General features: G+C 65.0%; 8 protein-coding genes. 6 read left to right on the forward strand and 2 right to left on the reverse strand.

Annotated elements, in window-relative coordinates:
- The first annotated feature begins 152 nt into the window (after positions 1-152).
- Positions 153-4,403 carry a DNA-directed RNA polymerase subunit beta' gene (gene rpoC / locus ACOQPC_RS13000; RefSeq protein WP_420606144.1) on the forward strand — a complete coding sequence of 1,417 codons (4,251 nt, stop codon included), beginning with the start codon at positions 153-155 and terminating at the stop codon, positions 4,401-4,403.
- 4 nt (positions 4,404-4,407) lie between these two features.
- Here the strand turns inward: rpoC and ACOQPC_RS13005 are convergent, their stop codons facing one another.
- Both ACOQPC_RS13005 and ACOQPC_RS13010 read right to left on the reverse strand, forming a co-directional pair.
- Complete coding sequence (locus ACOQPC_RS13005) at positions 4,408-4,830, reverse strand: hypothetical protein (RefSeq protein ID WP_420606145.1); 423 nt, start codon at positions 4,828-4,830, stop codon at positions 4,408-4,410.
- A gap of 142 nt (positions 4,831-4,972) precedes the next feature.
- On the reverse strand, positions 4,973-5,515 hold the full coding sequence (locus ACOQPC_RS13010) for a DMP19 family protein (protein WP_420606146.1): 543 nt from the start codon (positions 5,513-5,515) through the stop codon (positions 4,973-4,975).
- Positions 5,516-5,956: 441 nt separating this feature from the next.
- Between ACOQPC_RS13010 and ACOQPC_RS13015 the strand changes: the two genes are divergently transcribed.
- From ACOQPC_RS13015 to msrA, 5 genes are all read left to right on the forward strand, one after another.
- Positions 5,957-6,589 carry a LysE family translocator gene (locus ACOQPC_RS13015; protein ID WP_420606147.1) on the forward strand — a complete coding sequence of 211 codons (633 nt, stop codon included), beginning with the start codon at positions 5,957-5,959 and terminating at the stop codon, positions 6,587-6,589.
- A 52-nt stretch (positions 6,590-6,641) separates the two neighbouring features.
- The gene (locus ACOQPC_RS13020) at positions 6,642-7,673 is read left to right on the forward strand and encodes a peptidase M48, Ste24p (RefSeq protein WP_420606148.1); all 1,032 of its coding nucleotides are present in this window, start codon (positions 6,642-6,644) and stop codon (positions 7,671-7,673) included.
- A gap of 74 nt (positions 7,674-7,747) precedes the next feature.
- Positions 7,748-8,836, forward strand: a complete 1,089-nt coding sequence (locus ACOQPC_RS13025; RefSeq protein WP_420606149.1) for an efflux RND transporter periplasmic adaptor subunit — start codon at positions 7,748-7,750, stop codon at positions 8,834-8,836.
- A 19-nt stretch (positions 8,837-8,855) separates the two neighbouring features.
- On the forward strand, positions 8,856-11,954 hold the full coding sequence (locus ACOQPC_RS13030; RefSeq protein ID WP_420606150.1) for an efflux RND transporter permease subunit: 3,099 nt from the start codon (positions 8,856-8,858) through the stop codon (positions 11,952-11,954).
- Between the two features lie 40 nt (positions 11,955-11,994).
- Entirely contained in the window at positions 11,995-12,531 is a 537-nt protein-coding gene (gene msrA / locus ACOQPC_RS13035) for a peptide-methionine (S)-S-oxide reductase MsrA (protein ID WP_420606151.1), read from the forward strand.
- The last annotated feature ends 17 nt before the right edge of the window (positions 12,532-12,548 follow it).

Below are 12,548 nucleotides of genomic sequence, written 5' to 3' on the forward strand. Positions count from 1 at the left end.
CCCTCCCGCACTGGGGTCCCATCAAAGTAGTACTTTGATGGGGTCCTGTGGGAGGGGTCGGGGGTGGGCCTGATCTCAAGCGAGATGGCCCACCCGACATATTCCCACCCCTATCCCCTCCCGCAAGCGGGAGGGGAACTAGAGGAAGCAAAATGAACGAACTGAGCAAATTCAACAATCCGGTCGCCAAGCCCGAGACGTTCGACGAGATCCAGATCGGTCTCGCCAGCCCCGAGCGCATCCGCAGCTGGTCCTTCGGCGAAATCAAGAAGCCGGAAACCATCAACTACCGCACGTTCAAGCCCGAGCGTGACGGCCTGTTCTGCGCGCGCATCTTCGGTCCGGTGAAGGATTACGAGTGCCTGTGCGGCAAGTATAAGCGCATGAAGTACAAGGGCATCGTCTGCGAGAAGTGCGGCGTCGAGGTGACCGTCACCAAGGTCCGCCGCGAGCGGATGGGCCATATCGAACTGGCCGCGCCGGTCGCGCATATCTGGTTCCTGAAGTCGCTCCCCTCGCGCATCGGCCTGCTGCTCGACATGCAGCTGAAGCAGCTCGAGCGGATCCTCTATTTCGAACATTATGTCGTGATCGAGCCCGGCCTCACCGCGCTGGAGAAATTCCAGCTCTTGACCGAGGACGAGTTGCTCGAGGCGCAGGATGAATATGGCGAGGACGCCTTCAGTGCCGGGATCGGCGCCGAAGCGGTCAAGATCATGCTCATGGACCTCGATCTGGAGCGTGAGCGCGACGATCTGATGGAAGAGCTGGAGACGACCAAGTCCACGCTCAAGCCCAAGAAGATCATCAAGCGCCTGAAGGTGGTCGAGAGCTTCATCGATTCGGGCAACCGCCCGGAATGGATGATCCTCGAGGTCGTGCCGGTCATTCCGCCCGAACTGCGCCCGCTGGTGCCGCTGGACGGCGGCCGTTTCGCGACGTCCGATCTCAACGATCTGTATCGCCGCGTGATCAACCGCAACAATCGTCTCAAAAGGCTTATCGAGCTGCGCGCGCCGGACATCATCGTGCGCAACGAGAAGCGCATGCTGCAGGAATCGGTCGACGCATTGTTCGATAACGGCCGCCGTGGCCGCACGATCACGGGCGCCAACAAGCGTCCGCTGAAATCGCTGTCCGACATGCTCAAGGGCAAGCAGGGCCGCTTCCGCCAGAACCTGCTCGGCAAGCGCGTCGACTATTCGGGCCGTTCGGTGATCGTTACCGGTCCCGAACTCAAGCTGCATCAGTGCGGCCTGCCGAAAAAGATGGCGCTCGAGCTGTTCAAGCCGTTCATCTACGCCAGGCTCGACGCCAAGGGTCTGTCGATGACGCTCAAACAGGCCAAGAAATGGGTCGAGAAGGAGCGCAAGGAAGTCTGGGACATATTGGACGAGGTGATCCGCGAGCATCCGGTGATGCTGAACCGCGCGCCGACGCTCCACCGTCTCGGCATCCAGGCGTTCGAGCCGGTGCTGATCGAGGGCAAGGCGATCCAGCTGCACCCGCTCGTCTGCTCGGCCTTCAACGCCGATTTCGATGGCGATCAGATGGCCGTCCACGTTCCGCTGAGCCTCGAGGCGCAGCTGGAAGCGCGCGTGCTGATGATGAGCACCAACAACATCCTCTCGCCCGCCAACGGCAAGCCGATCATCGTGCCGTCGCAGGATATGATCCTGGGGCTGTATTATCTGTCGATGGACCGCGAGGGCGAGCCCGGCGAGGGCATGCTGCTCAGCGACATGGCCGAGGTGCATCAGGCGCTGGAAGTCGGCGCGGTCACGCTGCATTCCAAGATCACCAGCCGCGTCCCGCAGGCCGACGAGAAGGGCAAGCAGTATATGAAGCGCGTCGAGACGACGCCGGGCCGCATGCTGCTCGCCGAATGTCTGCCGCAGAGCCACAAGGTGCCGTTCGACCTCGTCAACCGCCTGCTCACCAAGAAGGAAATCGGCGACGTGATCGATCAGGTCTATCGCCACACCGGTCAGAAGGACACGGTGCTGTTCGCCGACGCGATCATGACGCTGGGCTTCCGCAACGCGTTCAAGGCCGGCATTTCCTTCGGCAAGGATGACATGATCATTCCCGAGGAGAAGGAGCAGCTGGTCGAGGACGCGCGGGCGACCGTGGCCGATTACGAGCAGCAATATCAGGACGGCCTGATCACCCAGCAGGAAAAGTACAACAAGGTGATCGACGCCTGGAGCCGCTGCGGCGACCAGGTGGCGGCGGCCATGATGGAGAAGCTGAAGGCCACGCCGAAGGGCGAGGACGGCCGCGAGGCCGAAGTGAACGCCATCTACATGATGAGCCACTCCGGCGCGCGTGGCAGCCCGGCCCAGATGAAGCAACTCGCCGGCATGCGCGGGCTGATGGCGAAACCTTCCGGCGAGATCATCGAGACGCCGATCATCTCGAACTTCAAGGAAGGTCTGACCGTGCTGGAGTATTTCAACTCCACCCACGGCGCGCGCAAGGGACTGGCCGACACCGCGCTCAAGACGGCGAACTCGGGTTACCTGACCCGCCGTCTGGTCGACGTGTCGCAGGACTGCACGATCGTCGAGGAGGATTGCGGCACCGACCGGTTGCTGGAGATGCGCGCCATCATCCAGGGCGGCTCGACCATCGCCTCGCTCGGCGAGCGCGTGCTCGGCCGGACGATCGGCGAGGACATCGTCGAGGACGGCAAGACCATCTACAAGACCGGCACCATGCTGGACGAATATGCGGTGGCGAAGCTCGAGGAACTGGGGCTCCAGTCGCTCAGGATCCGCTCCCCGCTGGTGTGCGAATCCAAGGTCGGCGTGTGCGGCAAATGCTATGGCCGCGATCTGGCCCGCGGCACGCCGGTGAACATCGGCGAGGCGGTCGGCGTGATCGCCGCCCAGTCGATCGGCGAGCCCGGCACCCAGCTGACGATGCGGACCTTCCACATCGGCGGCGCGGCGCAGCTCAACGAGCAGTCCAACCTCGAAGCCTCGCATGACGGCACGATCGAACTGCGCGACCTGCCGACCATCGTCGACAAGCGCGGCCGGCGCCTGGCGATGAGCCGCACCGGCGAACTCGTCATCACCGACAAGGAAGGCCGCGAGCTGGCCGTGCACCGCATCGCCTATGGTACGGTGCTCGATGTCGACCATGGCGACGCGGTGAAGGCGGGCGACAAGCTGGCCCAGTGGGATCCGTTCACCCAGCCGGTGATCACGGAAAAGCCGGGCACGGTGAAGTTCCAGGACCTGGTCGACAACAAGACGCTGACCGAGCAGACCGACGAGGCGACGGGCATCGCCCAGCGCGTCGTTACCGAATATCGCGAGACCGGCCGCGGCACCAAGGAGGACCTGCGTCCCCGCCTGACGCTGCTCGACGCGGATTCGGGCGAGGCTGCGAAATATCTGCTCGGTCCCGGCACCATGCTCTCGGTCGAGGACGGCCAGCAGGTCGAGGCGGGCGACGTTCTCGCCCGCGTCAGCCGCGAAGCCGCCAAGACGCGCGACATCACCGGCGGTCTGCCGCGGGTGGCCGAGCTGTTCGAGGCACGCATCCCCAAGGATGTGTCGATCATCGCCAAGATTTCCGGCAAGGTCGAGTTCGTGCGCGACTACAAGGCCAAGCGCAAGATCGCGATCGTGCCGGAAGAGGGCGATCCGGTGGAATATCTCATCCCCAAGACCAAGGTGCTCGACGTTCAGGAAGGCGATTTCGTCCGCAAGGGCGACAATCTGATCGGCGGTTCTCCGAACCCGCACGACATCCTGGAAGTCATGGGCGTCGAGGCGCTGGCCGAGTTCCTCGTGGCGGAAATCCAGGAGGTCTACCGGCTCCAAGGTGTGAAGATCAACGACAAGCATATCGAGACGATCGTTCGTCAGATGCTGCAAAAGGTCGAGATCACCGTCGGCGGCGACACCACGCTCCTCCCCGGAGAGCAAGTCGATCGCGAGGAGATGGACGCGATGAACGCCAAGCTGACCAAGAGCAAAACCAAGGCCGAAGGCAAGCCGGTCCTGCTCGGCATCACCAAGGCGTCGCTGCAGACCCGCAGCTTCATCTCGGCGGCCTCCTTCCAGGAAACCACGCGCGTGCTGACGCAGGCCGCGGTCGAGGGGAAGAAGGACGTGCTGACCGGTCTCAAGGAGAATGTGATCGTCGGCCGCCTCATCCCCGCCGGCACCGGCGCGGCGATGAACCGGGTACGCGTGGCCGCGGGCAGCCGCGACACCGCGCTCCGCGCTCAGCAGCGCAAGATCCAGGAAGAGCTCATCGCAGCGCAGACCGCCGCCGAAGAGCACGAGGCGGAGCTGAAGCAGGACGCCGACGCCGCCGCGGCGACCAGCGAGCCTTTGGGCGAACTGGTGACCGACAATGACGGCGAGGGTCCGGCGCCGGAGTGAGGCGTTAGCCTAGAGAGAAAAGAGAAGGCCCGTCGGAGCGATCCGGCGGGCCTTTTTCTTGGCGATTATGTACTTTGCAAACCCAGTCGGATGGAAATTCAGAAACAGCATAGCTCCGCCTTTCTTTGTACGTCATGCCAGCGAAAGGGCACCCAACAAAGTAGTACTTTGTTGGGACCCGGAAAGCTGGCATCTCAGGCCTCATGGCGATCCGCCCGAGACCCCAGCTTTCGCTGGGGTGACGAAAAAATGAAACGGGTTTGCAAGGTACATAATCGCCTTTTTCTTGGGCAAATATGGGGGCTTTTTCACCATATTCGATGTAGTGCATTGAGCCCTGGCAAAATGCACCATCGCAGCTGCAGTCATAACGGACGACGACCTCGCCGCGCATATCGATTATATCCACCATAACCCTGTCAGGCATGCGCTCGTCGCCGAAATGGACGATTGGCCCTATTCGTCCTGGCATCGGTGGAGGAGCGAAACGAGATCGTGGGCGCCTCCGCCAGAATTGCGCGTGGGCGAAACCGGGTGCCGCGTGCATTTCGGCTAGGCCTCAATGCACCCTACTTGCTGGCTACTTGCTGGCCACTTGCTGGCGACTCCCTTGCAACCCACGGATGACCGACAATGGGTGGGAAACGGACATTTCGCTTCTCGGGTTGCTCGACCGGGGGCTGCCATTCCCCAAGACCGGAGTAAAATGCTTCGTGTTCCTGCACATGGCGAGTAAGAACGGCCATAAGTTCATCGTCTGCTTCAAGTGAAAGCGTCTCGAACTCGTCCAACGGATCAGTCCAATATAGGTCGAGAGCATCCCAGCGCTCACTTTGCGATGAAACGGGAAGAGCGGTTCCTAATCCTTGCAGAATAGCTTGAAGCTGGCTCAACGCTTTTACCGCTCCAACGGACAAAAGGGCGCTCAGAACCTCCTCAGCATCGAGATCGTAAGTTGAGGTCAAAAACGAGTTTAACCCGCCGTTATTGGCCAATCCCATAAACAAAGATGCGATTCCTGCTGCTCGCTTGCTGGAGCCAGCTTCATAGGATTGCCAATCGCTGAGCATGACAAAATTGTTCCATGCTTGGTTTGAATACGCCTGCGTCATACCGCGTCTTATGGCAGCTTGCAGGGATCAGAGTCAAAGCCGTCAACGTCCGCTCTTGGATCGATAGCCGACGCTCAGTCAAATCCGGAATAACGGCGGTGACGTGGGATCGACCCTGACAGTTCTTCCATCGTCACGGTACTGTCAAAGTAGGATTTGCGCCGCTACCATCGCCGTCATGCGCCCCTTCGATCCCGCCTCGTTCGACCTTTCCGCAGCGCAAAGTTCGCACTTCACATTTTCGTCCCTGGACAGTGTGAAGCGTGTGAAGCTGGGCAGAAAAGGGGCGGTCGCCATCTCCGCACAAGACGTGCGGTTCGTCGATGGCGGCGAACGGGTGAACGCGACATCCCGCCCCCCGTGTCGCGTCTTTTGCGAACTTCCGGGAACGGCCTGAACCCGTGACGACCATCCATTTTTCCACACGCATGGCTCGGCCGGATGGATAACGACCGGCTGATCCTCTACATCGTCACCGATCTGATCTTCTGCCTGACCCCGGGTCCGGCGACGATGGTGACGGTGGGGCATGTGCTGGGCGGGGGGCTGCGCGCGGCGGTGGGGCCGGTGGCGGGCATCCATGTCGGCAACTGGATCTGGTTCGCGCTCAGCGGGCTCGGGCTGATCGCGCTGGTGACCGCCTATCCGGATGCCTATGCCGCGCTGCGCTGGGCGGGGGTAGCCTATCTGCTGTGGACCGGCGCGCGGATGTGGCTGCGCGCGGGCGGGTGGCGGCAAGCCAGAGAAAGACGCGGCGGGTTCTGGAACGGGTTCGGCGATGGCCTCGCGGTGCACATGTCGAATCCCAAGGCGCTGATCTTCTACGCCGCCTTCGTGCCGCAGTTCATCGACCCGTCGGGCAGCATCGCGTCGCAGGTGCTGATCCTGGCGGGCGTCACCTTGGTGACGGAGAGCATCGGCATGGGCACTTACGCCCTGCTTGCCGCCGGGGCCAACCGTTTCGCGGTGGGGCGCGACTGGAACCGGCTGCTCGGCCGCGTCTCGGGCAGCGTGATGATCCTGGTCGCGCTGGTCATGGCCTGGCTCAACGGCCACGGGCTGACCGGGCCGTGAGCCGGTGCGTGAGATGCCGCAGGTTCAGGCTGACGGCGTTAGAGGCATGGCGATGCGTCTGATCGCCCTCGCCTTCATCTGCTTCGCCTTGCTCTGCTCGCCCGTCGCGGCAAGCGCGCAGGACGCCTCGCCCTATCGCAAGTTGCAGGCGCTCGACGGGCAGCTGGCGACGATCGGCTATCGGCTGGCCACCGCCAACGCGCCCTTGTGCGACCGGCTCGACGGCGCCACCGGCCTGCAACTGCACGACATCGCGCAATATCGGGACCGCGCGGCGATCGACGGCGTGTTCGCGTTCGAAAGCCCGGTCGAAGTCGAGGCGGTCGTGCCCGGCAGCCCGGGGCAAGCGGCGGGGATCGCCCCGGGCGATGCGCTGGCGACCATCGGCGTCGGCGCCGCCGCCACCCCGATCGCCGCGTTCGCGGACGGGCTTGAGGAAGACCCCTATAGCCGCATCCAGCGCATCGCGGACCTGTTCGCCACCGCGCGTGCCGCCGGGGCGTCGATCCGGCTCGAGCTGCTCCGCGCCGGGCAGCCCTTGTCGTTCACGCTCGCTCCCGTCCCCGCCTGCGCAGGTCGATTCCAACTGCTGATCAAGGACGGGCTTGATGCGGGCGGGGGCGGGAGCGCGCAGATGGTCAACGTCAATCTCCCGCTGGTACAATATGCGCTGGAGGATGGCGGCGGAAACGGTGAGGGCGAACTCGCCGCGGTGGTCGCGCATGAACTGGCGCACAATATCCTGCACCACCACGAGCGGCTGAATGCGGTCGACATCGATCGAGGCCCGTTGCGCGGCTTTGGCAAGAACGGCCGACGCATCCGGGCGACCGAGGAGGAGGCCGACCGGCTGTCGGTGTGGCTGCTCGCCAATGCCGGTTACGACCCCGCCGGCGCCGTCCGCTTCTGGACGCGCTTCGGCAAGGAGCATGGGCAAGGCCTCTTCACCGAGGGCACGCATTATCGCTGGCAGAAACGCGTGGCGCAGATCGAGGAGGAAATCGCCGCGCTGCCGTCCGCCGAAACGCGCGGGATCGCGCGGGTGCCGCCGATCCTGACGCATCCCTTGCCTCCGCTCGAATAGATTGGCTCGAACAAAGCGGTTTCATCTTGCACCGATGCGATTAGGATCGCGGCAAGGGAGAGGGGGGAATATCGGTGTCGAAGCTCCGCTTGCATCGTCTGGCATTCATGCTCGCCGCTTTTGCCGCGATCGGCGGCTGCGCGGGCGATGCGCCCGAGGACGCCCCCAAAAGCGATGAAATCGTGGCCGTACGGGTCATCGTCGCGCAGCCCGCCTCCGAGAATCGCTCGGTCGGCGCCGTCGGCACCGTGCGCTATCGGCGCGAGACCCCGCTCGGCTTCACCACCGCCGGGCGCGTCGCCAATGTCCGCTTCAACGAGGGCGACCGCGTGTCGCAAGGCGCGCTGCTCGCCGCGCTCGACACCACCAATGTGCAGGGCGATCTGGCCGCCGCCAACGCCGAGGCGACCCGCGCAGAAGCGGAGCTGTCGCGCATCAGCACGCTCTACGAGCAGGGCTGGGTGACCAAAGGGCAGCTCGATCAGACGCAGGCCGCTGCCGAAGCGGCGCGGGCGCGCACCTCGCAGGCGGGGTTCAGCGCCGATACCGCGCGCATCTACGCCCCCTCCTCGGGCGTGGTCCTGAGCCGCAATGTCGATCCGGGGCAGGTCGTCGCGGCGGGAACGCCCGCTCTGGTGATCGGGCAGAATGACGGCGGCTTCGTGCTGCGCGCGCCGTTCACCTCGGGCGACGCGACCAGGCTTACGCCCGGCATGACCGGCGAGGTGTCGCTCGATGGGCTCGACGCGCCGATCAGCGGCGTGCTGACCGAGGTGGAGGGCCGCGCCGAGGATGCGACCGGCAGCTTCATCGCGGTGTTCGCCCTGCCCGCCAATGGCCGCCTGAAATCCGGCCAGATCGGCAGCGTTCGGCTGACCTTGCCCGCCGAAAGCAGCGGCAACGGCGCAGTCGCGGTGCCCGCCACCGCCCTGTTCGACGTGCGCGCCGGCGAGGCCCTGGTCTGGGTGGTCGAAACCAATGGCCGCGTGAGCCCACGCAGCGTCACCATCGGCGGGATGAACGCGCGCAGCGTGCAGGTGACCGCCGGGCTGCGGCCGGGCGAGCGCGTGGTCGTGGCCGGCGGCGAGCGGTTGCAAAAGGGCACGCGGGTCCGCGTCTCCGGGCCCGATGGCCCAAGACCCGAAACCGTTCCGGCCCCTTGATCGGGCGGCGGCGACACCCATGAATATCGCCGCCTTCGCCATCCGCCGATGGCAGCTGACCCTGGTGCTGTTCCTGCTGCTGGCGATGCTCGGCATCAGCGCCTTTCTCGCCATCCCGCGGTCGGTCGATCCGCATTTCCCGGTACCCGTCTACACCATCCGCGCGGTGTTGCCCGGCGCCGATCCGCAGACGATGGAGGAAACCGTCTCCAAGCCGATCGAGGAGGTGCTGCAGGGACTGCAGGACATCACCAAGATCGAATCGGACAATCGCGACGGATCGGCCACGATCGTCGCCGAGTTCGACTGGTCGGGCGATGCCGACCAGTATTTCAACGACGTCACCCGCGAGGTCGGCGCGATCCGCGGCCGGTTGCCGCAGGGGCTCGCGCTGTTCGAATTCCGCCGCTTCCGCACCACCAACGCCGCCGCGCTGCAGCTCGCTTTAGTCAGCGACGGCGCCAGCTGGCGGCGGATGGAGAAATATTCCGAGGATATCACCGACAGTTTCAGCCGCTATCCGGACGTGCGCGAGACCGAGGTGCAGGGCCTGCCGCAGCCCGAGGTCACCGTGGCGATCGAAGGCCAACGGCTCGCGCAGCTGCGCGTGCCCGCCACCGCCGTGGCCGATGCGCTGCGGCTGGGCGGGGTAGAGACCAAGGGCGGCACGGTCGAGGCGGCTGGACGACGATTCAACGTCGATGCGGGCGGCGCCTATCATGATCTCGGCACCATTCGCCGCCTGCCGCTGCGCGCCGCCGACGGGAGCCTGCTGACCGTCGGCGATATCGCCGAGGTGAGCTGGGGCGCGGAGGAACAGCGCATCATCACCCGCCATAACGGGCAGCGCGCGCTGCTGATCTCGGTTCAGCAAAAGGATGGCGAGGATGTCACCGGGCTGCGCGACCGGTTGGTGAACGACATCGCCGGGTGGAACGAGCGGTTGCCGCCCGACATGCGGCTGGAGGTCGAGTTCGACCAGAGCCGCGATATCGTGCAGCGGATGGACGAGCTCGGCCGCGATTTCTCGATCGCGCTGCTGCTGGTGCTGCTGACGCTGCTGCCGCTGGGGCTGCGCGCCTCGGGCATCGTGATGATCGCGATCCCGCTGTCGCTCGCCTCCGGCCTGCTGGCGATGTTCCTCGCCGGATATACGCTGAACCAGCTCGTCATCGCCGGCTTCATCGTCTCGCTCGGCCTGCTCGTCGACGACAGCATCGTGGTGGTCGAGAATATCGCGCGGCATCTGCGCATGGGCAAGGCGCGCGCCGTCGCCGCGATCGAGGCGGTGCGGGAGATCACCCCGGCGCTGCTCGGTTCGACCGGCGTGCTGATCTTCGCCTTCTTCCCGCTGCTGTTCATCCCCGGCGGCGCGGGCAATTTCGTCAAGGGCTTCATCTGGGCGATCATCTACACCATCGCCGCCTCGCTGCTGATCTCGCTCAGCATCATCCCGTTCCTGGCCAGCCGTATGCTGAAGCGCGAGGAGGATGCGCACGGCAACAAGGTCCTGCGCTGGCTCACCGGCGGCATCGAACGGCTTTACCGCCCGGTGCTGCACCGCGCGCTCGCCGCGCCGCGCCGCACGCTGGCCGCATCGCTGATCCTGACATTCGCCGCGTTCCTGCTGGTGCCGGCGATCGGGTTCAGCCTGTTTCCCGATGCCGACGTCTCGCATTTCAGGGTGACCGTGCAGGCCGAAGAAGGTGCCAGCCTGGAGGAGACCGATGCGCTGGTACGCCGGGTGAGCGCGCTGCTGGCGCGCGAGCCCGCGATCAAGGTGCGCGCGGAGAATGTCGGCGCGCTCAACATGCAGGTCTATTACAACGTCGGAGGGTCCAAGCGTTATGCCAGCCTGGGCGAGATTCTAGCGGTGACAAACGGCTGGGAGGGCGGGGAAAGCACCGCGATGATCGCAAGGCTGCGGCGCAAGCTGGCCGGCATCCCCGGCGCGCGCATCACCATCTCGCGCTTCCGCAACGGCTCGCCGATCGAGGCGCCGATCGCGCTACGCGTCGAAGGGCCGTCGATTCCCGAATTGAAGCGCATCGCCGGGCAGATCGAGGCAATTCTGCGCAGCACGCCGGGCGCACGCGACGTGGTGAACCCGGTCGCCACCGACCGCGTCGATCTCGACATCGGGCTCGACGAGCAGCGCGCCGCACTCCTCGACATTCCGGCGGGCGGCGCGCGGCGCGCGATCCGGCTGGCGCTGAGCGGGGAAGCGGCGGGAGAATATCGCGACGAGGAAGGCGACGATTATCCGGTGATGGTGCGGCTGCCGCTTGCGGGCGGTCACAGTTCGATCGATGCGCTGAACGATATCTACGTTTCCACGCGCGCTGGCCAGCCGGTCCGCCTGGCCGAAATCAGCGATCCCCGCCTGAAGTCCGTCCCGTCCGAAATCGCGCGGCGCGACCTGCAGCGCACCGTCACCGTCACCGCGCAGGCCGAGCCGGGCGCGCTGGCATCGCGCGTGACCGAGGCCGCCGTGGGGCGCGCCGACCGGCTGAAACTTCCCGAGGGCTATCGCATCCTGGTCGGCGGCGAGGCCGAGGCGGTGGGCAAGACCTTCGGCGATCTCGGCCCGGTCGTGCTGGTCGCGCTGTTCGGCATCTTCGGCATATTGGTCGCCGAATTCGGGCGCTTCCGCGACACCATCGTGGTGTTCGGGGTGATCCCGCTCGGCACGTTCGGCGGGCTGGTCGCGCTGTGGCTCAGCGGCCATTCGCTCGGCTTCATGGCGGCGATCGGCTTCGTCGCGCTGATCGGGATCGAGATCAAGAATTCGATCCTGCTGGTCGATTTCACCAAGCAGTTGCGGGGGCGCGGCATGGAGCTGCGCGAAGCGATCGAGCGGGCCGGCGAAGTGCGCTTCCTGCCGGTGCTGCTGACCAGCGTGACCGCCATCGGCGGCCTCACACCCCTCGCGCTGTTCGGCGGCTCGCTCTATTCCTCGCTCGCGATCGTCATCATCGGCGGACTGGTCAGCTCGACCATCCTCTCGCGCATCGTCGTGCCGGTGATGTACCTACTCGCATCGCGCGGCGAGGGAGACGAGGATGGCAACAAACCGATACCGCCTGACCTTGCCTCGCGCGCCGCCGATCCCATTTAGGGTGCAACAGGTCTTTTCTGCTTTGGAGAAAGAAATTCCCATGACCGAACAGGCAATTTTCGCGGGCGGCTGCTTCTGGTGCACCGAGGCGGTGTTCAAGCAACTCGGCGGCGTCAGCGAAGTCGAGAGCGGCTATATCGGCGGCCATGTCGAGGACCCGAGCTACCGCCAGGTCTGCTCGGGCAAGACCGGCCATGCCGAGGCGATCCGCATCACCTACGATCCCGCCGTCATCGCGTTCGGCGATCTCGCCGACATCTTCTTCGCGACGCACGACCCGACCCAGCTCAACCGGCAGGGCAACGATGTCGGCACGCAATATCGCAGCGCGATCTTCCCGCTGGACGACGATCAGCAAGCCGAAGCCGAAACGGCAATCCAGCGCGCCGCGAAGGATCACAGCGGCAGGATCGTCACCACCGTCGAGGAAGCGACGACCTGGTATCCGGCCGAGGATTATCACCAGGATTATTGGGACGGTGAAGGCCGCGGCAATCCCTATTGCATGGCGGTGATCCCGCCCAAGCTGCAGAAGCTGAAAAAGGGTTTTTCCGACCGGCTGCGCGAAACGGTTTAGGCAGTCCACCTTAGTTG

Origin of the sequence: Novosphingopyxis sp. (assembly GCF_965218915.1) — a bacterium.
In the GTDB taxonomy this organism is placed as follows: domain Bacteria; phylum Pseudomonadota; class Alphaproteobacteria; order Sphingomonadales; family Sphingomonadaceae; genus Novosphingopyxis.